This is a genomic window from Microbispora sp. CSR-4, assembly GCF_008033685.1.
GTDB lineage: Bacteria > Actinomycetota > Actinomycetes > Streptosporangiales > Streptosporangiaceae > Microbispora.
This window is the reverse complement of the sequence record NZ_VJVX01000046.1, coordinates 1-19,426: the sequence shown is the minus strand read 5'-3', so window position 1 is coordinate 19,426 and position 19,426 is coordinate 1. Positions and strand designations below refer to the sequence as shown.

At 70.2% G+C, this 19,426-nt stretch carries 23 protein-coding genes, 1 tRNA gene and 1 pseudogene; 13 read left to right on the top strand and 12 right to left on the bottom strand.

Annotated elements, in window-relative coordinates:
• Positions 1-2: 2 nt before the first annotated feature.
• Both FLV34_RS28285 and FLV34_RS28280 read left to right on the top strand, forming a co-directional pair.
• A complete protein-coding gene (locus FLV34_RS28285) occupies positions 3-698 on the top strand; it encodes a GntR family transcriptional regulator (protein ID WP_142650250.1) in 696 nt (231 codons plus the stop codon).
• Between the two features lie 120 nt (positions 699-818).
• Complete coding sequence (locus tag FLV34_RS28280) at positions 819-1,622, top strand: SDR family NAD(P)-dependent oxidoreductase (RefSeq protein ID WP_147944516.1); 804 nt, start codon at positions 819-821, stop codon at positions 1,620-1,622.
• 4 nt (positions 1,623-1,626) lie between these two features.
• Here the strand turns inward: FLV34_RS28280 and FLV34_RS28275 are convergent, their stop codons facing one another.
• The gene (locus tag FLV34_RS28275) at positions 1,627-2,484 is read right to left on the bottom strand and encodes a helix-turn-helix domain-containing protein (RefSeq protein WP_205830765.1); all 858 of its coding nucleotides are present in this window, start codon (positions 2,482-2,484) and stop codon (positions 1,627-1,629) included.
• Between the two features lie 102 nt (positions 2,485-2,586).
• Here FLV34_RS28275 and FLV34_RS28270 point away from each other — a divergent pair, with 102 nt between their 5' ends.
• Positions 2,587-3,282 (top strand): SDR family NAD(P)-dependent oxidoreductase, encoded by a 696-nt coding sequence (locus FLV34_RS28270; RefSeq protein ID WP_147944515.1) that lies wholly within the window; start codon positions 2,587-2,589, stop codon positions 3,280-3,282.
• Between the two features lie 64 nt (positions 3,283-3,346).
• Complete coding sequence (locus FLV34_RS28265) at positions 3,347-3,976, top strand: GNAT family N-acetyltransferase (protein WP_142650254.1); 630 nt, start codon at positions 3,347-3,349, stop codon at positions 3,974-3,976.
• Between the two features lie 17 nt (positions 3,977-3,993).
• On the opposite strand, the gene FLV34_RS28260 is transcribed toward FLV34_RS28265, so the two are convergent.
• Together FLV34_RS28260 and FLV34_RS28255 are read right to left on the bottom strand one after the other, a co-directional pair.
• On the bottom strand, positions 3,994-4,362 hold the full coding sequence (locus FLV34_RS28260; protein ID WP_147944514.1) for a barstar family protein: 369 nt from the start codon (positions 4,360-4,362) through the stop codon (positions 3,994-3,996).
• A gap of 8 nt (positions 4,363-4,370) precedes the next feature.
• Positions 4,371-4,784, bottom strand: coding sequence for a ribonuclease domain-containing protein (locus tag FLV34_RS28255; protein ID WP_205830766.1), 414 nt, complete (start codon positions 4,782-4,784; stop codon positions 4,371-4,373).
• Positions 4,785-4,938: 154 nt separating this feature from the next.
• Here FLV34_RS28255 and FLV34_RS28250 point away from each other — a divergent pair, with 154 nt between their 5' ends.
• Entirely contained in the window at positions 4,939-5,766 is an 828-nt protein-coding gene (locus FLV34_RS28250; protein WP_187280758.1) for a glycoside hydrolase family 16 protein, read from the top strand.
• Positions 5,767-5,936: 170 nt separating this feature from the next.
• Here the strand turns inward: FLV34_RS28250 and FLV34_RS42755 are convergent, their stop codons facing one another.
• Complete coding sequence (locus tag FLV34_RS42755; protein ID WP_260617419.1) at positions 5,937-6,059, bottom strand: hypothetical protein; 123 nt, start codon at positions 6,057-6,059, stop codon at positions 5,937-5,939.
• 209 nt (positions 6,060-6,268) lie between these two features.
• Between FLV34_RS42755 and FLV34_RS28245 the strand changes: the two genes are divergently transcribed.
• Positions 6,269-6,727 (top strand): MaoC family dehydratase, encoded by a 459-nt coding sequence (locus tag FLV34_RS28245; RefSeq protein ID WP_142650257.1) that lies wholly within the window; start codon positions 6,269-6,271, stop codon positions 6,725-6,727.
• Positions 6,728-6,848: 121 nt separating this feature from the next.
• Positions 6,849-6,921: transfer RNA gene (locus tag FLV34_RS28240), tRNA-Arg, on the top strand.
• A 278-nt stretch (positions 6,922-7,199) separates the two neighbouring features.
• Here FLV34_RS28240 and FLV34_RS28235 read toward each other — a convergent pair.
• The 5 genes and pseudogenes from FLV34_RS28235 to FLV34_RS28215 all read right to left on the bottom strand — a co-directional run bounded on the left by FLV34_RS28235 (position 7,200) and on the right by FLV34_RS28215 (position 11,502).
• The gene (locus tag FLV34_RS28235) at positions 7,200-7,826 is read right to left on the bottom strand and encodes a DUF6518 family protein (protein WP_205830767.1); all 627 of its coding nucleotides are present in this window, start codon (positions 7,824-7,826) and stop codon (positions 7,200-7,202) included.
• Positions 7,827-7,983: 157 nt separating this feature from the next.
• Positions 7,984-8,293 (bottom strand): annotated as a pseudogene (locus FLV34_RS28230) (transposase); the annotation flags it as partial.
• A 289-nt stretch (positions 8,294-8,582) separates the two neighbouring features.
• Positions 8,583-8,984 (bottom strand): carboxymuconolactone decarboxylase family protein, encoded by a 402-nt coding sequence (locus FLV34_RS28225; RefSeq protein ID WP_076438604.1) that lies wholly within the window; start codon positions 8,982-8,984, stop codon positions 8,583-8,585.
• The gene (locus FLV34_RS28220) at positions 8,981-10,021 is read right to left on the bottom strand and encodes an aldo/keto reductase (RefSeq protein WP_142650258.1); all 1,041 of its coding nucleotides are present in this window, start codon (positions 10,019-10,021) and stop codon (positions 8,981-8,983) included. The genes FLV34_RS28225 and FLV34_RS28220 overlap by 4 nt, the downstream gene beginning before the upstream one ends.
• A 17-nt stretch (positions 10,022-10,038) precedes the next feature.
• On the bottom strand, positions 10,039-11,502 hold the full coding sequence (locus FLV34_RS28215; RefSeq protein ID WP_261985935.1) for an aldehyde dehydrogenase: 1,464 nt from the start codon (positions 11,500-11,502) through the stop codon (positions 10,039-10,041).
• A gap of 99 nt (positions 11,503-11,601) precedes the next feature.
• Here FLV34_RS28215 and FLV34_RS28210 point away from each other — a divergent pair, with 99 nt between their 5' ends.
• The 4 genes from FLV34_RS28210 to FLV34_RS28195 all read left to right on the top strand — a co-directional run bounded on the left by FLV34_RS28210 (position 11,602) and on the right by FLV34_RS28195 (position 15,508).
• Positions 11,602-12,264 (top strand): TetR/AcrR family transcriptional regulator, encoded by a 663-nt coding sequence (locus FLV34_RS28210; RefSeq protein WP_142650259.1) that lies wholly within the window; start codon positions 11,602-11,604, stop codon positions 12,262-12,264.
• 322 nt (positions 12,265-12,586) lie between these two features.
• Positions 12,587-13,432, top strand: a complete 846-nt coding sequence (locus tag FLV34_RS28205; protein WP_147944513.1) for a peptidoglycan-binding protein — start codon at positions 12,587-12,589, stop codon at positions 13,430-13,432.
• A gap of 38 nt (positions 13,433-13,470) precedes the next feature.
• The gene (locus FLV34_RS28200; RefSeq protein WP_147944512.1) at positions 13,471-14,367 is read left to right on the top strand and encodes a peptidase inhibitor family I36 protein; all 897 of its coding nucleotides are present in this window, start codon (positions 13,471-13,473) and stop codon (positions 14,365-14,367) included.
• 34 nt (positions 14,368-14,401) lie between these two features.
• Positions 14,402-15,508, top strand: coding sequence for a SpoIID/LytB domain-containing protein (locus FLV34_RS28195; RefSeq protein ID WP_222709649.1), 1,107 nt, complete (start codon positions 14,402-14,404; stop codon positions 15,506-15,508).
• Here FLV34_RS28195 and FLV34_RS28190 read toward each other — a convergent pair.
• Positions 15,421-16,269 (bottom strand): NBR1-Ig-like domain-containing protein, encoded by an 849-nt coding sequence (locus FLV34_RS28190; RefSeq protein ID WP_168066305.1) that lies wholly within the window; start codon positions 16,267-16,269, stop codon positions 15,421-15,423. The genes FLV34_RS28195 and FLV34_RS28190 overlap by 88 nt on opposite strands.
• 332 nt (positions 16,270-16,601) lie before the next feature.
• Here FLV34_RS28190 and cpt point away from each other — a divergent pair, with 332 nt between their 5' ends.
• Entirely contained in the window at positions 16,602-17,138 is a 537-nt protein-coding gene (gene cpt / locus FLV34_RS28185) for a chloramphenicol phosphotransferase CPT (protein ID WP_185949040.1), read from the top strand.
• A 42-nt stretch (positions 17,139-17,180) separates the two neighbouring features.
• On the opposite strand, the gene FLV34_RS28180 is transcribed toward cpt, so the two are convergent.
• Entirely contained in the window at positions 17,181-17,882 is a 702-nt protein-coding gene (locus FLV34_RS28180) for a helix-turn-helix domain-containing protein (protein WP_147944510.1), read from the bottom strand.
• Positions 17,883-18,166: 284 nt separating this feature from the next.
• Entirely contained in the window at positions 18,167-18,619 is a 453-nt protein-coding gene (locus FLV34_RS28175) for an Lrp/AsnC family transcriptional regulator (RefSeq protein ID WP_076443313.1), read from the bottom strand.
• Positions 18,620-18,729: 110 nt separating this feature from the next.
• Here FLV34_RS28175 and FLV34_RS28170 point away from each other — a divergent pair, with 110 nt between their 5' ends.
• Positions 18,730-19,215, top strand: a complete 486-nt coding sequence (locus tag FLV34_RS28170; RefSeq protein WP_142650264.1) for a DUF2000 domain-containing protein — start codon at positions 18,730-18,732, stop codon at positions 19,213-19,215.
• The last annotated feature ends 211 nt before the right edge of the window (positions 19,216-19,426 follow it).

The following is a 19,426-nucleotide window of genomic DNA, read 5'->3' as shown; positions in this document are numbered from 1 at the left end:
GCATGGATCAGGTCGCCCCTCCGGCTTCCCCGGGGAAGCAGATGCTCTCCGAGCAGGTCTACGCCCACCTGCGGGACGCGATCATGCGCGGGGTCTACGCTCCCGGTGACGCCCTCAAACCGCAGGACATCGCCAAGGAACAGGGCGTGAGCCTGGCGGTGGTGCGCGAGGCGCTCGTACGGGTGGTCGGTGAGGGGCTCGCCGACCGGCTGCCCAACCGCGGCTTCGCCGTCCCGGCCTTCTCCGACCGCCGCTGGCAGGAGATCGCGGAGGCCCGCCGGACCATCGAACCGGTCGTGCTGCGCATGTCCATCGAGCGCGGTGACGTCGACTGGGAGGCCCGGGTGCGAGCCGCCCACCACCGTCTGGCTCGCACCCCTGCGTTCGTACGGGAGGAGGGCGAGCACTACAGCAGCGCATGGTCGGAGGCCCATCGGGTCTTCCACCGCACGCTGCTGGAGGGCTGCGGCAACCCCGTCCTGCTGGAGACCTTCGACCGGATGTGGACCGCGAGCGAGCTGGCCCGCCGCTGGGCGGCGCAGCGCGACCCCGGCAGGGACGGCATCGGCGAGCATCGCAGGCTGGAGGAGGCGGCGCTGGCCCGCGACGCCGATACCGCGGCCGAGGTCCTGGCCCGGCACCTCACCCAGACCGCGGCCGCTCTGACCGGCGACGCCCGGCAGGCCGATGAAGCATAAGTGTTCCTATTACGCTCTTCCGGCCTCTCGCCGTCGCCCGTGGAGGCGCCGCTCGTGCAGGCAGCGCCCGCGCAGGCCGCAGCAAGCTCCCGTAGATCTCAATCCACGAAAGGGGCGGAAGTGGGCTCTTCGTACGTTGTCACCGGAGGCGGCCGCGGAGTCGGACGTGCGGTCGTCGAACGGCTCCTCGCCGCCGCGAACAGCGCCGCCGCGAACAGCGCCGACGGGAACAGCGTCGTCGTGATCGAGTTCGACCCGTCGGCGCTCGAGTGGACCCGCACCCACCCGGCCGGTTCGCGGGTCATCGCGGTGGCCGGGGACGCCGCGGACGAGGCCGTCGCGGAGCGGGCCGCCGACCTGGCGCAGGCCGCGGGCCCGCTGGCCGGCTGGGTCAACAACGCCGCCGTGTTCCGCGAGGCGTCACTGGACTGCCCGCCGGCGCGCGAGGTCCTGGAGCACATCGACGCCAACCTCGCCCCCGCGGTCGTCGGCTGCATGACGGCGATCCGCCGCTTCCTCAGCGCCGGCGCGGGCGGGGCGATCGTCAACGTCTCCTCTCACCAGGCGCAGCGGCCGGTGCGCGGCTCCTTGCCGTACGCGACGGCGAAGGCCGCGGTCGAAGGGCTCACCCGGGCGCTCGCCGTCAACTACGGACCCCAAGGCGTACGGGTCAACGCCGTCGCCCTCGGCTCGATCGGCACCGAACGCTATGAGGCGTTCCTGCAAAGCCAGGAGCCCGCGGCGGCCGCACGCATCGAGAACGAGATGAGCCTGCTGCATCCGGTCGGCAGGGTCGGACGCCCTGAGGAAGTGGCCGCCGCCATCGCCTATCTGCTGTCCGACGACGCGAGTTTCGTCAACGGCGCGACCATCCCGGTCGACGGAGGCCGGTCGATACTCGGACGCGACCCCGAGGAAGCCTGAAACTTCACAGCCGGGCCGTGACACCGGCGACGCGGGCGAGGTCGAGCTTGGTCTCGTCCTCGCTGCCCGGGACGGCCGTGTAGATGACGATCTTCAGGTCGTTGTCCGGGTCGGCGAGCACATCGCAGTCGACGGTGATGTCGCCGATCATCGGATGGCGGATCGTCTTGCGCTCCTCGGCGTGGCGGCCGACGGCGCCGGAGTGCCACAACCGGGCGAACCGCGGGTTGCCGTCCAGCGTCCGGCGGATCAGCCCGCTGAGGCGGGCGTCCTGCGGATAACGGCCGGAGGCGCGGCGCAGGTCGGCGACGATGGCCCGGTCGGTCGCCTCCACGTTCTCCGAGATCACGGGCCATGCCGCGAGGCGCCCCCGATCGGACGGCACGGGAAAACGCGAGCGCACCAGATTGCGCTCCTCCGGCGCGAGCACGGAAGGGTCGCCGAGGAGCGCCGCCCAGCTCCGGTTCCACCACAGCAACCGCCAGTCGGCGGCGAACACGGCGACCGGCGCGTCGCCCAGGCGGGTGAGCACCCGCTGCATCCCGGGTGGAACGTGGTCACTGATCACGCCGTCCGAGGGCGGCTGCAGCCCGGCGAGCCGATAGAGGTGGTCGCGCTCGGCGGCGTCGAGTTGCAGCGCCCGCCCCAGCGCGGCGGCGACCTGCGCGGACGGCGTGGTCGCCCGGCCCTGCTCCAGCCGTACGACGTAGTCCACCGAGACGCCCGCGAGGTCGGCCAGCTCCTCGCGGCGCAGCCCGGCCGCACGGCGTACGCGACCGGCGGGCAGTCCGACAGCCGCGGGCGAGAGCCGGTCGCGCCAGGCGCGGATCGTCGCGCCGAGGCTCGTCTCGTCTGTCGTCATGTGCCCCATTCTGCGGCGGCGGCCGGAGGCCAGGGTGGTACTGCCTGTCCTACCGGCGAGCTCTCCCTGGCTGTGCGCACCCGGAAGGACGACGCTCGACGCATGACCATCACCTTCATCACCGGGGCCAACAAGGGCCTCGGATTCGAGACCGCCCGCCGCCTCGTCGACCTCGGCCACACCGTCGTCCTCGGTGCCCGGGACCCCGAGCGCGGGCAGGCGGCGGCCGGCAAGCTCGGTGTACGGTTCGTGCGAATCGACGTGACGGACGACGCGTCCGTCGCCGCCGCGGCGGAAGACGTCGCCGCGCACGAGGGCCGCGTCGACGTCCTGATCAACAATGCCGGGATCATCGGCGCGCACGTGCCCGCCGACGAGCTGACCTCGGCCCACGCCCTGGAGGTCTACCAGACGAACGTCGTGGGCATCATCCGCGTGACCAGCTCCTTCCTGCCGCTTCTCCGCAAGTCGGAGCACCCGGCGATCGTCAACGTGAGCAGCGGCACGGGCTCGTTCGCGCTGACCCACGACCCCGGCCGGGTGGAGTCGACGGTGGTGGGGCCGCTGTACACGTCGTCGAAGTCCGCGGTGACGATGCTCACGACGCAGTACGCGAAGGCGTTGCCCGGCATCCGGGTCAACGCCGCCGACCCCGGCTACACGGCGACCGACCTCAACGGGCACAGCGGCCACCAGACCGTGACGGAGGGGACCGACGCGATCGTGACGCTGGCGACCGAGGGGGCCGACGCCGGAACCGGCCGGTTCATCGACCGTTCCGGGCCCGTGCCGTGGTGACAGGCGTAGTGGTGGCTGCCGAGACCGTTTTGAGCGGGTCGCGGCCGGTGGCTACCGTTTTCCGGTGATCACCTTGGCTGACGTCCTCGCTCGCGCGGCCTGCGGGCACCCGCCCGAGCCGGGCGGCGGTCCGACCGTCGTTCCGCAGCCGTCCGCGCGGCACGCGGGGGTCATCGCCTTCACCGCGCACAACGTGATCTTCGCCGATGTCGGCGAGGACTGGATCAGGTCACGGCTGCCCGCCGACGATCTGTCGGCGCCGCTCAACCCGCCGTTCCTCGGCGACCTGGAGGAACGCACGGGACGCCGGGTGAACAACATCGACATGCTCGCCCTGGCCGCCCCCGCCGAAGGTCCCCCGCCCGTCGAGCTGGCCGAAGTCACCGACGCCGCCCATCCGCGCGTCGAGCGTGCCCATCTCTATCGCGACGACGTACGCGTCTGGACCTGTCCGGGCGGGCTCGTGCTCGTCGGACGGGGAGTGGGCGGGCGGTGGGAGGTCGCGATCGAGGTCGAGCCGGCCGCTCGTGGGCGCGGCCTCGGCCGCACCCTCGCCCGTGCGGCCCGGCATCTCACTCCCCACCCGCTCTGGGCGCAGATCGCCCCGGGCAACGCCGCGAGCGTACGGGCGTTCCTCGCCGCGGGATACGTGCCGATCGGCGCCGAGGCGCTCCTCGTCCCGCCTGCTGAGTGAAGGGCCGTACGGGCAGGTCAGGGCAGAGCCTCGGTCAGGCGGCGGCGGAGCCGGGGCTCGTGGGCGGGGTCCGTGTGGAGGGTCAGGGTCAGCCCGGCCTCGGCGGCGTCGGCGAGGACGGCGAGCAGGGTGGCGAACTGCCCGGGAGGCTCCGCGTCGAGCAGCTCCTCGGCGTGCTCCACGGCCAGATGGACCGGCCCGACATCGCGCAGGGAGTCGGTGAGGGCGTCCCAGTTGCGGCCGAAGTACGCCGGGAACCGCAGGGCCCGTGCCACCTCGTCGAAGAAGGCGGCACGGGTCCGGCAGGCCCGTCCGTCGACGACCGCCGGGGCCGTGTCGGTGGTCACCGTGAGCCACGGGGGCAGCGGACGCTCGGCGGAGGCCATAGGGGTCCTTAAAGCCGGTAGAAGTCGGTGTAGTGGTTGGGCGAGAACCAGGTCACGCCGGTGGTGCGGTTGACGACGATCCGGTACGCGTCACGCGAGGCGCCCCGCGCACGGGAGTAGACGTCGTACTCGTAGTAGGTGGCGCCGGCCGGAAGCCGGCCCTCCCGGTTGTAGAAGCGCCCGCCGGTGTAGTTGTACCTGCCGTCCGGCCAGGAGTACCAGCCGCTGCTGGTGGGATAGCCCTTCCCGGCCCAGATCGTGTTCGCCGAGCGGGCGTCCGCGCAGCGCGAGATGGTGCAGGAGTTGTAGACCGACGCGTGGGCGGGGGTGGTGCCGGTCACCCCGGTGAGGGACACGATGGCGGCGATCACGACGGCGAGCCGTCCCGGCCAGGACGGCCGGAAGCGTCGCGGAGTCTGCACGAGACCTCCTTGTGGGGGCGAGGGGACAGACATTCGCCAGCATCACCTCGAAACCGGGACGAACCAAGATAGAGATCGGTGAACTCCCGTCGTCCTTTTCCGATATGCCCTTGTGCAGGCTTCGTTCCCCCACGGATAGATCCAGGATTGACGCATGAACGACACGTACGCGCTGGATCCGGCGGCGAAGGCCGGTTACGTGCTGGAGTTCGAGGACACCTTCGACGGGGACGAGCTCGACGAGAGCCGCTGGATCCCGCGTTATCTGCCCCAATGGACCACACGCGCCGCCTCGGCGGCCCGATATCGCGTGGCGGACGGCCACCTGCGCCTGCTGATCGAGGAGGACCAGCCGCCGTGGTCGCCGGAGATGGAGGGCCGGATGCGGGTGTCCTCACTGCAGACGGGCGTGTTCTCCGGGCCGGTGGGCAGCGCCGTCGGCCAGCACGGCCGGGGCGGCCGGGCCGTCGTCCGCGAGGCACAGGACGAGGCGCGGCTCTACACCCCGCACTTCGGCCTGATCGAGATGCGCGCCCGGGCCACCGACGATCCGCGCGCCATGGTCGCACTGTGGATGATCGGTTTCGAGGACGCGCCCGAGCGGTCCGCGGAGATCTGCGTCTGCGAGATCTTCGGACGTGACGTACGCCCGGACGCGACGGCGGTCGGCATGGGCGTCCACCCGTTCGGCGACCCCACGATCACCGACGAGTTCGCCGCCGAGGTCCTCCCCATCGACGCGCGTGAGTTCCACGTGTACGCGGCCGAGTGGACCCCGGACCGGGTGACGTTCTTCGTGGACGGCCGGCACGTCAAGACCATCCGGCAGTCCCCGGACTATCCGATGCAGCTCATGCTCGGCATCTACGAGTTTCCCGACCTTCCCGACGCTCTCGGTGCCGAGGGGCCCGAGCGGGTGGGGCCGTACCCCAAGGAGTTCGTGGTCGACTACGTGCGGGGCTACCGGCCGGTGGTGGACTGAAACGCGACTGGTGGGTATGAGGCATTTAGGGCGTCATGTCCTGATGCTGAGCCGGCGCATCGTCCTGGTCGCGTCTGTCGCGGGTGGTGGCCCGGAAGCGCGTTCAGGAGCGGTGAGCGACGACCGGTGCCGGCCGGGGCTGGTCTCCGGCCGGCACGTCCCCCCGATGCTCACCCGAACAGCTTGACCAGCAGCAGGATGATGAGCGCCCAGCAGACAAGACCCGCGACGACGACCGCGATGAGTCCGCGAAGCCGATACCGTTTGCCGGGTGGACCGGATGGCTCGTCCACGTTCCCTCCACGTCGGGGCGTGTTCCGGCGTACGCCCCGCCTTGTGCAGATACCCCCGCGGGCAATGGCCCGTTCGTCACCCACAGTGATGTTTTTGTTGCCTATTGGCAGCACGCGCTCGCTCCCCCGATGGAACCAGTGTGGAGGGTAACGCGTTCCGGGTCCTCCGATTCCGGCCGGTCCCGGGTTCGCGTGAATAGGCTGCGGACATGCGGATCTTCACGAACCTCTCGGAACTCAAGGCGGCCAAGGGCGAGCATCTCGGATACACCGACTGGCGAGAGATCAGCCAGGAGAGGGTGAACGCCTTCGCCGACGCGACGGACGACCACCAGTGGATCCACGTGGACCTGGACCGGGCGAAGGAGAGCCCGTTCGGCGGCACCATCGCCCACGGATATCTCACGCTCTCGCTGCTGCCGTCGCTGCTCGGCGAGCTCTACCGCGTGGACGGCCTGCGCATGGCCATCAACTACGGGCTCAACAAGGTGCGCTTCTCGCGGCCGGTTCCCGTCGGGTCCCGCGTACGGGCGGGGGCGGAGATCGTCGACGTCAAGGGCACTCCTTCGGGCACCCTCGCGAACCTCCGCGTCACGATCGAGATCGAGGGAGCCGACAGGCCGGCCTGCGTCGCCGACACGCTCACGCTCTTCGTCCCCCAGGAGTGACCCGACCCGCGCGTACGGGACGGCTTGACCGGGGGCGGAGCGCCTTATTGGCGCAAGCAGGGGTGACGGGTCTGGTAGAGTTACACCCGTTGCAGGGCACCGCAGGTGAACAAGCAGCAAAGCGGCCGTAGCTCAATGGATAGAGCATCTGACTACGGATCAGAAGGTTAGGGGTTCGAGTCCTCTCGGCCGCGCACATCGTAGAAGGCCCGTGACCAGGGAAAACCTGGAAACGGGCCTTAGTGTTTTCGGGCTTCACGCGGTCTCTTCCGTGTCTGTGGGAGCCACCTTGGGAGCCACCCGTTTCCGTCGGCCCAGTAGAGCGCTCGAAATGGCCTCCGTCGCCGCTCGCTCGTCGCCCTCCATGAGGTGCCCGTGCACGGCTCGCCAGATGATGCCGTAGCGTCACAGAAGGTGACGGCGATACTGGGAGCCAGGCGGCCCCACAGTGCCTGCGGGTCTGCGATCCACCTCACATCGACACGTACTGAAGTGGGAATCCGATGACCAAGTACGCCAGTGGCGCGAGGACCAGGGCTGTCAGCAGGGTCGGCACCCGCTCTCTTCGCCGACGCGCCATCACCAGCGGTACAAGGACGAGGACGGCCAGACAGGCCCATGCTTGCGGGGCGTAGTGCAGGACGAAGGCATACAAGATGCCTTCCATCCCGAAGACACCTCCCAGCGCGGCGAGCCCGATGACACGGCTACGGATGGTGCGTCCGTTCCGCCACCACAGCCCAGCCACACCGAACAACGAGCCGCTGATGACCGCCATCACAAGCCACATCAGCGGATAGGCGAGGCTGCCCATGCCGTCACGGCCGAACTCCGCGTACCCGTAATACCCGACGACCAGACCGACCGAGGCGCACAGGCCGGCGACGGCGGCTGACCGCGCTGACGCCCAGCCGGCAAGCAGGGCGCCGACGACGAACGCCGGGACACACCAGACGGCACCGGAGTTGGCGATTTGGTTCCAGGCGCCTGGAAGCCAGCCCTGGGCAAGATTGGTGACAACACCGAATCCCAGGCCCGCCAGCAGTGCGGATGTCCACCAACCGCTGAGTTTTGCGATCGGACCGAAGCGGCTGCTCATCGGGAAGATCCCCCCCTGTCTTCCCGCGCTGGATACCGGCGGGGTCGCGACTATATGCAGGCCATACATGATGTGTCCAATTGATGATCATGTCGTCACGGCAAGATCCCTCACTGACAAACCAGCACAATGAGGTGAGGCGGCGCCGGCCGATGCTGAGGAAGGCGTGGTGGATGTCCTCGCGGACTTTCCAGCGGGTGCGCAGTCTGCGGAAGCTGTGCAGCAAGTGCGATGGTCTGCTCGACGACCCAGCGCTGTTTGCCCAGGCCGGAGCCGTGCTCGGTGCCGCGGCGGGCGATCTGCGGGCGCACGCCCAGTGCCCGGACGTGCCTGCGGTACTTGTCGTGGTCGTAGCCGCGGTCACCGACGACGACGTCAGGGCGTCGGCGGAGCCGTCCGCGGCAAGCTCCGCGCTTGCCGCGGACGGGCGGGATGGCCTCCAGCAGGCGGATGAACTGGGTGACGTCGCCCGCGGTTGCCGAAGAACTCGAAGCAGCCGTTGCGGGTCGGCCGCCTGGCCTGCGTCTCGAAGTGGGCGCCCGGCCCGCTGAAACCGTGCATGAAGATCACGGGCCGGTGCTTGTGCGTCCCCGCCCACGAGGCGGGCGCCCACGGGACGCGGGCCGCCACGACCGCCGACAACGCCGCCGCCAGGCGACGACCCCCGCGTATCCTCATCCGGAGCTCCTCCAGCCGAAGAGAACATTCTTCTGGTCCCTGTCGGTGTCGATCATGAGGCCGCCCCCGGCAACGGGCCTACGCTTGGTGGACCTCCTGGAAGACCTCCCGGGCGACGCGGTAACCATCGAAGGCCCGGGCCGCGCCGGCGTACGCCTCGATGTGCACGAACGCCTCCACGATCTCCTCCGGGGTGACGCCGTTGTTGAGCGCGATGCGCAGCTGCCCGCGCAGCGGTTCGAGCGTGCCCAGGGTCGCGGCGATCGTCACGGAGACGAGGGCGCGGGTGCGGGTGTCGAGGACATCGGTGCGCGGCCACGCGTCGCCGAAGGTGTGCCGGGTGGCCAGGCGCATGAAGTCGGCGGCGTTGGCCGGCTCACCCGGGCCGGGTTCCAGGAACGGCTCCAGCCTCCTGCCGAGCAGGTGCGCGGCGGTGTCGAGCGCGGCCTCGTAGCCGGGTTCCCGCTGGGTGTCGGTCATGTGGTTCCTTCCGGATCAGTGCTGGGGCGCGCGTTGAGCGCGCCGTACTGGCCGCCGCGCACCCGCGCGGGGTCGAACAGGACCGACAGGTGGGCGACGTCGTCCGCGCTCAGCGGTACGGCCGTCGCGGCGGCGTTCTGGCGCGCGTACTCCGGCCGCTTGGTGCCGGGGATGGGCGCGATGTCGTACGGCTGGGCGAGCAGCCAGGCCAGGGCGACCTGGCCCGGGGCGTGTCCCCGCTCGTCGGCGAACGCCTTCAGCCCCTCGATGAGGCGGAGGTTGTCCGCGAAGTTCTCCGCCTGGAACTTGGGCAGGGTCGAGCGGAAGTCGTCACTGGTGAACGAGGTCTCGCGGGTGAAGCGGCCGGCGAGCGCGGCCCGCCCCAGCGGGCTGTACGGGACGAAGGTGATGCCCAGCTCGCGGCAGGCGGGCAGCACCTCCTGCTCCACCTCGCGGGCCCAGAGCGAGTACTCGCTCTGGAGGGCCGAGATCGGCGCCACGGCGGACGCCCGGTGCAGGATGTCCGGACCGACCGCGCTGAGCCCGATCGCGCGCACCTTGCCCGCGGTCACCAGCTCGGCCATCGCGCCGACGGTGTCCTCGATCGGCACGGTGGTGTCGTGGCGGTGGACGTAGTAGAGGTCGATGTGGTCGACGCCCAGGCGGCGCAGGCTGGCCTCGCAGGCGGCGGCCACGTACTCGGGGCGGCCGTCGTAGACCACCCCGCCCTCCTCCGATGGCCGCGCCCCGAACTTGGTCGCCAGGACCACCCGGTCGCGCAGGCCGCGCACGGCGCGGCCGAGCAGTTCCTCGTTGTGGCCGAAGCCCTTCTGGGGCTGTCCGGTGGCCGCGCCGGCGGCGCCGTAGATGTCGGAGGTGTCGAAGAAGTCGATGCCGGCCTCGACGGCGGCGTGGATCGTGGCGACGGACTCCGCCTCGCCGGCGTCGCCGTAGAACTGGGACATCCCCATGCAGCCCAGGCCGATCGGCCGGACGGAGATGTCGGTGTGCCCGAGGGTGACACGGGCTTCGCTCATGATGGTTCTCCTGGTCCTCAGGCGGCGATGGTCTTGTACTCGACGTACTGGGCGAGGCCGGCGACGCCGAACTCCCGGCCGATGCCGCTGCTCTTGTAGCCGCCGAAGGCGCCGTCGTAGGTAGGCGCGGCGCCGTTGACGGTCATCCACCCGGTACGGATCCTGCGGGCGACCTCGATGCCGTGCTCCCGGTCGGCGGCCCAGACGCCGCCGCCGAGTCCGTACTCGGAGTCGTTGGCGATGCGGACCGCGTCGTCCTCGTCGTCGAACGGGATGACGACCAGGACCGGGCCGAAGATCTCCTCGCGGGCGATCCGCATGTCGCTGTCGACATCGGCGAACAGCGTCGGACGGACGTAGTACCCGCCCTCCAGCCCGTCAGGGGTCTCGGGTCCGCCGGTCACCATCCGGGCGCCTTCGGCGATGCCGAGCTCGATGTAGGAGCGCACCCGCTGCTGCTGGTCGGCGCGGACCATCGGCCCGATGAAGGTCTCGGGGTCGGAAGGGTCGCCGACCCGGACGTCCTCCATCATGGCGGCCAGCGCCGCGACGACCTCCTCGTAGCGGCTGCGCGGGGCGAGGATGCGGGTGTGGGCCACGCAGTTCTCGGCGTTGTTGCCCAGCGACAGGGCCCTGAGGCCTGCCACGACCGCCGTCAGGTCGGCGTCCTCAAGGATGATCGAGGCGGACTTGCCGCCCAGCTCCAGGCTGACCCGCTTGAGCTGCTCCCCGGCGACGGAGGCGATGCGCCGGCCGGCCGTGGTGGAGCCGGTGAAGGCGATCTTGTCGACGCCGGGGTGGGCGACCAGATACTCGCTGGTCTCGCGGCCCGCGGGCAGGATGCTCACCACTCCCTCGGGCAGCCCGGCCGCGTCGAAGACCTCGGCGAGCGCCAGGGCGTCCAGCGCCGTCTCCGGGGAGGCCTTCAGGACGACCGTGCAGCCGGCGAGCAGCGCGGGAACCAGCTTGACCAGGGCCGACTGGTGTGGAGCGTTCCACGGGATCACCGCCGCGACCACGCCGACGGGTTCCCGGCGCAGCCGCGTCGTGGCGTCGCCGACGGCGCCCACCTCCTCCTCCCAGCCGAGAGCGGCGGCGGCGCGCACGTACGCCTCCGTCATCTCCGGGAGGGACTGCACGTGCGTCCAGCGGGTGAACCACAGCGGCGAGCCGTTCTCGGCGGTGACCAGGGCCGCGAACTCCTCGGCGCGGACCGCGTAGAGCTTGGAGAACCGCTCCACGACGGCGCTCCGTTCCTGCGGGCTCATCCGGGGCCAGGGGCCCTCGTCGAACGCCCGGCGGGCGGCGGCGACCGCCCGGTCGACGTCGGCGGGGGCGGCGTGCGGCGCGGTCCCGACCAGCGAGCGGTCGTGCGGGGAACGCACCTCCAGGACGTCCGCGGTGGCCGGGGCGACCCACTGGCCGCCGATGTACAGGTTCGGGTAGGTGATCACGGAAATACCCTTCATGTAGGTGTCCATCGGACCTTTATGACTATAGCGGTCCAGTGGACACGTAACAAGTGTCCGATGGACCGCTAATATGGGGCTGCCATGATCAGCGGTGCGCGAGGAGGTTTGATGGACGAGGTGGAGACGCCGTCCTTCCAGCGGGCCAGGCGGCCCGAGCACCGGGAGCTCCGCAAGCAGGAGATCCTGGACGCCGCGGAGGCGCTGCTGGCCGAGATGCCCGCCGAGGAGATCAGCCTCCGGGAGCTGGGGCGCCGGCTCGGGGTGTCCAAGACGCATGTGGTGCGCTATTTCGAGAGCCGGGAGGGCGTCTTCCTGGGGCTGCTCGCCAGGCTCCGGCTGGCCTGGCTCGACGCGCTGGCGGACGAGTGGCCGGCCGCGCCGTGCGAGCCCGACCAGGTGATGCGGGCCTGGGCCGATTCGCTCGCCGCCCGGCCGGTCCTGTGCCAGCTGTGGAGTCTGCTGCCGACCGTCCTGGAGCGGAACGTCTCCGCCGGCACCGTGCGCGCCTACAAGTTCATCGACCTGGAGCACCGCACCCGGCTGGCGGAGCTGGTCAGGGAGCGGGTGCCGGCCCTCGGCGCGGATGACGCTCTCACGCTGACGGAGTACGCCGTCGTCGCGCTGGTGGGCCTGTGGTCGTTCAGCAACCCGACCCCGACCATCGTCGAGGCCACGTCCGACCCCCGGCTCGCGGGCTCCCGGGTGGACTTCGCCACCATGTACGGCGAGATCCTGCAGACCACCCTCGCCGGTCTGCTCGCCCGAGCGTGAGCCGCCCCCGGTTCGGCGGACCGGCCGGACGGACTCGGCGAGGGTCTCAGCGGTATGTGGAGCGAGCGATTGCCTCCACTCCACTTGGGGCAGTTCGTCATCGCTATCCCGTAAGGCGCGCAATGCGGCCTGGTCTCCGTCATTCAGAAGGCCCGTCACCGGAGTCCGGGCGACGCCGCCCTGTCAGGCGGCTCGTACGGCCTGTACGGAGTGCCTGCCGTACAGGCTGACAACACGATCGCGTTGTGGACGCAGCTCGTGATCCGAAACCGTGGGTCCCGCCGCAGGAGTCACCTGCCGGCGTTGGACACCAGGAGAAACGATGAAGCTGCCTCCACGCGCCGCCGGCCTCATGGCGGCCGCCGTGCTCGCCTGCCTGACCGGGATGCCCGGGGCACCGGCGGCACGGGCGGCCGAGGCCGGGGCACTGCCGAGCGTGGACATGGAAGCCACCGTCAAGGCAGCCCAGATCGACCCGCGGCGGCCTGACAACACGCTGACCCCGGGGGCCAGGGCCAGCGTGCTGCTCGTGGAGAGGGCGCTGCGCGACCGGCGCCTGCTCGACGCGAAGTGGGTGGACGGTTACTTCGGCACCACGACGATCGCCGCCTTCGCCAAGTTCCAGAGGTCGCTCGGCCGCACCGGTCTGGCCGCCAGCGGCCTTCCGGACACGGCGTCGCTCACCAGGCTCGGAGCCGGCCGGTTCACGGTCACCCACGTCATCGGGCCGGGGGCCAGGGTGTCCACCGGCGGCGTCGTCGTGGACGCCCGTACGCGGAGCATGCTGGCCGAGGCGAAGCGGCTGCTCGGCCGCGACCTCGTGCTGTTGCAGGGGTCGTACAACCCCGGCGGTGACCCCACGTCCGCGGGCACCCACGACGGCGGGGGCGTCGTGGACATCTCGGTCAAGGGGATGAGCTCCGCCACTCGTACGGCCGCCGTCCGGGCGTTGCGGCGTGTCGGCTTCGCGGCATGGCTGCGCAACCCCGATCAGGACGACTGGCCGTGGCACATCCACGCCGCCGCCATCAGCGACACCGACCTTTCCAGCCAGGCCCAGCACCAGATCGGCGACTACTACCTCGGCCTGAACGGGCTCGCCGGGCGTGCCCCGGACGACGGCCCGAAGGTGCCCATCCGCACCTGGGAGGAGTACCGGCGCCACTGATCCACAACCCAGCCCGCACAGACACGAAGGAGAACACCATGGGAACGTTCGGCAAGATCCTCACCACGGCTGCCGCCGCGACGATGCTCGGCGGGACGGTGCTCGCGGCCGCTTCGCCGGCGTCGGCGGCCACGCGCAACGGCGTGTGCGAGGCCGGTGAGTTCTGTTACTACTTCAACAGCGACAACCAGGGGTCGGTGTCCGACTTCACCGGGTCTGTGGCCGATTACGGTACGAAGCAGCCGTCCTGCTACGACTTCAAGGGGCCCGGCGCCGGCAAGGGCAAGTGCATCAAGAACGAGGCCGCCTCGGTCTGGAACCGCAGCAGCACGACCGTACGCGTCTACTACAACAGCAACTACGGCGGCAGCGTCTACCAGGACTTCGCGCCCGGGGCCAAGGGCAACCTCAAGCCCGGCCTCAAGAACCAGAACGCCTCCCACCAGTTCGGCCCGTCGTCGTCGGCGCGCGTCGACATGTCGTACGCGCTGTACAAGACCAGCGGTGGTCGCATCAGCTGCGGCTTCGACGGTTACGTCCACACTTCCGGGCGGCATGAGGGCATCGACATCGCCCGCAGCATCGGTTCGGACGTCCACGCCCTGGTGAGCGGCCAGGTCATCAACGTCGTGCGCGGGCGCAACGGCGGCAAGGGGCTCTCCACGATCGCCATCTACAACGCCTCGCTGAACAAGACGATCATCTATCTCCACTCCGATCCGCTGTCCTCGCTGCGCGTGGGCCAGCAGATCGCGCGCGGCCAGCTCATCGCGGAAGAGGCGTGGCACGGGATCTCGTCCAGCTCGGCCGCGCACACCCACGTCGAGATGCGTCCCGGACGGAAGACGCTCGCCGCCAAGAGCGTCGGCGACCCGACGCTGAGCAACCCGAACCCGAACTCGTTCTGGATCTCCCAGGGCTACAACATCCGCTAGCGGATCGCGGCCTGCGATGAGGAGGAAGACACCTGTGTCTCCACGAACTGCACGGCTGATCTCGCCGTTCACCGCGGCTGCCGCCGCGCTGGCGCTCGGCGGGACGGTGCTCGCGGCCGCTTCGCCGGCGTCGGCGGCCACGCGCAACGGCGTGTGCGAGGCCGGTGAGTTCTGTTACTACTTCAACAGCGACAACCAGGGGTCGGTGTCCGACTTCACCGGGTCTGTGGCCGATTACGGCACGAAGCAGCCGTCCTGCTACGACTTCAAGGGGCCCGGCGCCGGCAAGGGCAAGTGCATCAAGAACGAGGCCGCCTCGGTCTGGAACCGCAGCAGTAAGACCGTACGCGTCTACTACAACAGCGACTACGGCGGCAGCGTCTACCAGGACTTCGCGCCCGGGGCCAAGGGCAACCTCAAGCCCGGCCTCAAGAACCAGAACGCCTCGCATCGGTTCCTGAGCTCCGCACCGCCGATTGGGTGCAAGACCGACGGAACGCACACCAGGCTGCCCACGACGATCCTCGTCTACCGGAAGGCCCTCGACCGCGTCGACCGGGTGGACTTCAAGACGTACATCAAGAACGTCCTGCCCAACGAGTGGCGTTCGCACTGGCCGGCGGAGTCGCTCAAGGCCGGGGCGATCGCGGTCAAGCACTTCGGCTGGTACTGGGCGCTGAGGTCGGCGAGCAAGACGCCGAGCGGCCAGTGCTACGACGTCACCGACGACACGGCCAGCCAGGTGTACAAGCCCGGCTCCGCGACGGCGGCCACGAACGCCGCGGTGGACGCGACCTGGGGCGTCCGGATGACCCGCGACGGGAAGATCTTCAAGGCCCAGTACTGCTCCACGACGACGAAGTGCCGTCACTGGGTCACCGGCGACTGGATGTCGCAGACCGGCTCTCGCGACAAGGACGAGGCGGGCTGGAGCTACCGCAGGATCCTCACGTACTACTACACGGGGATCACTCTCGGATCCTGCCCCCGCGTACGCCTTCGGTTCCCCGCCGTGCCCGCCATGCACGGCGGGGAACCGGCGTCTTACGGCAGTCAGTCGACGATGATCTGGAAGTTCAGCGGCCGGCCGCCGGGGAAGGCGACCCGTCCCGAACCCTCCATCATCTTGAACCGTACGTAGCACAGGCCCGGCTTCTTCGGCGTGATGATGTCGGTCTGGATGTCGACCATCTCTCCGGGGCGCGTGTCCTTGATCGGTATGTCGGAGATGGTCTGGCATTGGTCGGGCTGCTGCGGGAGATCGAGGCGGTGCAGCGAATATCCCTTCCACGGCACCGTCCCGGCGTTCTTGAGCCGCCACACCTTGGTCACGGTCTGGCGGGGGCCGACGTGCGAGCAGTCGGGCAGCGTGATGTCCCCGATGAACTTCGCCGAATCGCCCGCGTGCGCGGGCGGGCTCCACGGAGGACTGGTGGGGTGCACCGGGCAGTCGGCTGCCGAGAGTTTCGCGTTCGACGGGCTCTCGGGCGGATTCGCGCTCTGCCCGTCGGTCCCGGCGCCTCGATCGCCGGTGACCGCGACGAGGACCACTGTCGCCACACCGACGGCCCCTACGGCGAGTGCGGCCGCGGCCGGGCGGGCCGGGCGGAACCGTCCCCGGCCTCCTGGCGCGGACGGAACCGGCCCGTTCGTCGCCGGGGTCTCAGCGGCCGGCCACGGACCTTGTACGACGTCCGTGGCGGCGGTTTCGATTTCGTGAGGCGGGAGGGCCGCCACGGCGCCCGCGCGGTTCGACGGCGCTCCGGCGCTCGCCGACCTGACCGCGAGGTTCGCGCTCTCCCAGCGTTCGCGGTACGCGGCCGGGTCGGCGCCGCACGCCTTGACGAACTCGACGGTGGTCTCCCAGCTCGGGAGCCGGTTGCCCTTGGTGGCCTCGTGCAATGTCGTATGGGAAATCGCGCCTGACCGGCCGGACATTTCGCGAAAAGGTGGGTTCCCGACTGATTTGCGAAGTTCTCGCAGTGCCGCCGCGAAGTCCTCGATCGCCTCCGCCCGTGCACGCATGTCGTCCACCCGGGTGAAGCTAACAGCGCTCACGGTATTCGCTCAAGCGAACGGAGAATCTCGCGCACGTCCCGTCGTGGCTCGTCCGACGCCTGTCGCCGTACGGGAAATCGCGTGTGCCGGGCGCCTCCCGGTAAGTCGTGGACGGTAAGGGCGGGTCAGGGGAAAAGGTGTTGGAGCCGCGAGGGGTCGCCCTTTAACGTGGCGCAGTGGCTACGCAGGTGATTGTCCTCAATGGCGGTTCCAGCTCGGGAAAGTCCGGGATCTCCCGGTGTTTGCAGGCGGTCCTGCCGGATCCGTGGCTCGCCCTCTCGGTCGACACCATGGTCGAGGCGCTGCCCGCCTCCATGCGCGGATCGGACGCGGGGATCACTTTCGCACCGGACGGCCAGGTCGATGTCGGGCCGGCGTTCCAGGCGCTGGACGCGGCGTGGACGGAGGGGATCGCCGCCATGGCCCGCGCGGGCGCCCGGGTCATCGTGGACGACGTGTTCCTCGGCGGGGCGGCCTCCCAGCAACGCTGGCAGAAGGCCCTCGCCGGGCTGGAGGTGCTCTGGGTCGGCGTGAAGTGCGACAGCGCGGTCGCCGCGGGACGCGAGATCGCGCGGGGCGACCGCGTCGAGGGGATGGCCGTGTTGCAGGCGGAAGTGGTTCACGAGGGCGTGGTCTACGACCTCGTGGTGGACACCACGCACACCGAGTCCCTGGCATGCGCGCGGGCCATCGCCGCCCACGTACGTTACTGACGCCGAGGCTGGCAAGAAGATCGATCCCGCCGGGGCGGGCGGTCAGCTCGCGTACAGGAGCGACAGCGGTTGGGCAGGCCGCCGATCGCCCAGTTGTGTGGCGGTTCGCCCGATGTAACGGCTCAGGGACCGTGCGAGGTGGGGCTGGTCGAAGTATCCGAGGCGGTGGATCACGTCGTGGATCGGCACGCCGTCCTGGATCAGGACCGCCGCCCGCCTGGCGCGGTCGATCTGCCGGATCGCGCCACGGGTGAGCCCGGTGGCCGCCAGGAAGCGTCGTTGCACGGTGCGCTCCGACACGTCCGGCGGCGCGCCGCCGAGCACCGCGGCGACGAGCGGATCGCGCTCGACGACACCCTCGCGCACCAGCCGCCGTACGAACGTCTCGGCGTTGTCCCAGCCGGGCAGATGCCAGGTGGAGCCCTTCAGCCAGAAGGACGTGTGGGTCGTGCCGGGGATCTCCGCGGACCCGTCCACGAGCCGGCCGAGCGGAAGATGGGGCATCGCGGTGCCGAGCGCGAAGCTGATCCCGAAGAACGTGGCGTCTTCGGGTACGGGGGCCTGGCTCGCCTTCGTCTCCGGCCCATGGACGGAGGCGCTGACCTGGCCGCGCTGCTCCCAGAAGACCAGGTCCCAATGGGCGGTCGCGACCGCCGTCATCTGTGCCACGTCACGGCTGCTGCTCCGCCACACCCGCTCGATGTAGGGCGAGTCGGACGAGCGGCTCTCGATGTGCAGGCCCATCCGGGTGACTCCTCCCTGCCTCGCGGAACATGCCTGAGTCGCGGAACATGGTCGTGCGGTCCCGTGTCCTGGGCCGTTGACCCAGGTCATGCTACGTCCCGCCACTGACAAAACCGCGAGAGGCGACGTCCGGCCGCCGGCAGCGGACGCACTCGTGGATGCACTGTGCGCTCGCGCATGCCGGCGAGCATCGCCGGGCCCTCGGGCCGGGTCCTGGGCGGCGCGGCACTTGGCGGAGGCCGGGAATCGGCCGACTCGGACGGCGTCAGGTGGGTGATGCCGCCTCACATCGGGCTGATCCGGTTGTTGCGGATGTGCTCGTAGACGATAGACGTGCGGACGTCGGCGACTTCGGGCCGTTCGGTGAGCTTGTCGATCACGAACGCGTACAGGCTGGCGTTGTCCGGCACGGCCACGTGCACGATGAAGTCCTCCGTGCCGGCCGTCACGTAGACGCCCAGGGTGTCGGGAAGAGCGCTGACCCAGTTCCGGAATCCCTCGATGTTGCGCCGCGACGGGGGACGCACCCGGATGGCGATGAGGGCCTGGACCGGGCGGCCGATCGCCGCCAGGTCCACGTCGAGGATCGCACCCCGGATGACACCGCGCTGCCGGAGCGCCCGCGTACGGTCGAGTGCCGTGGTCGGCGAGACCCCGACCGCGGCGGCCACGTCGCGGTTGGTCTTCCGTGCATCCGACTGCAGTTCCGCCAGGATCGCCTTATCAAGTTCGTCCATGACCGCCTGTTCGCCCTTGTTTCCGATATAAATACGGACTTCTTGCAGGTCAATCGTACGAGTGCCTAGCATCATCGGCGTACGTCCGAACGCATGCACAGGAGGACCGGATGACGGCCGATGAACAGACGACCTCGGGTGTCGGGTTCGCCCCCGAGGAGATCGACCCGGCCCTCCCGACCCGGGCGGCCCGTCTGAAGTGGGTGATCGTGGTCGACCGCGACCTTCCCGCGGGCCGTGCCGTGAACGCCGCAGTCTGCGTGGCCGCGGCGACCTCGACTGCGGTGACCGGGCTTCTCGGCGACGACGCGGTGGACGCCGACGGTGGCGCCCATCCCGGGCTGCCGTGGGCGGGCTGCTCCGTGCTGGCCGCGGACGCCGCCACGCTGCGCGCCATTCGCGCGAAGGCCGCGTCGTCCGCCGGGTGCTTCGTGGCGGACATGCCCGCCGCGGCCCAGCGGACGCGGGTCTACGCCGACTACCTCGCCACGATGAAGGAGACCGCGGCCGACGACGTCGAGTATTGCGCGGTCGGCGTCGTCGGCCCGCGCAACCGCGTGGACAAGATCGTGGGAAAGCTGCCCCTGATGCCGTGACCCGGCACCGGAGCGGTGCCGGGACGGTGCCGGCTCGGGGTGCAAGTTTCATCCATTCCCGGGTTCCGGTGTGCCGTCTCCGGTGGTTTCTGTGCTTGTGGGGGCCGGTGTGCGCGGTTGCCGCTGTGGGGTGTCGTTGACCGGTGATCGGTGGGGTCGTACGTTGCTGTGCGGTGTTCCTGGGTGTGGATGTCCGGGTGTGGATGTCGTT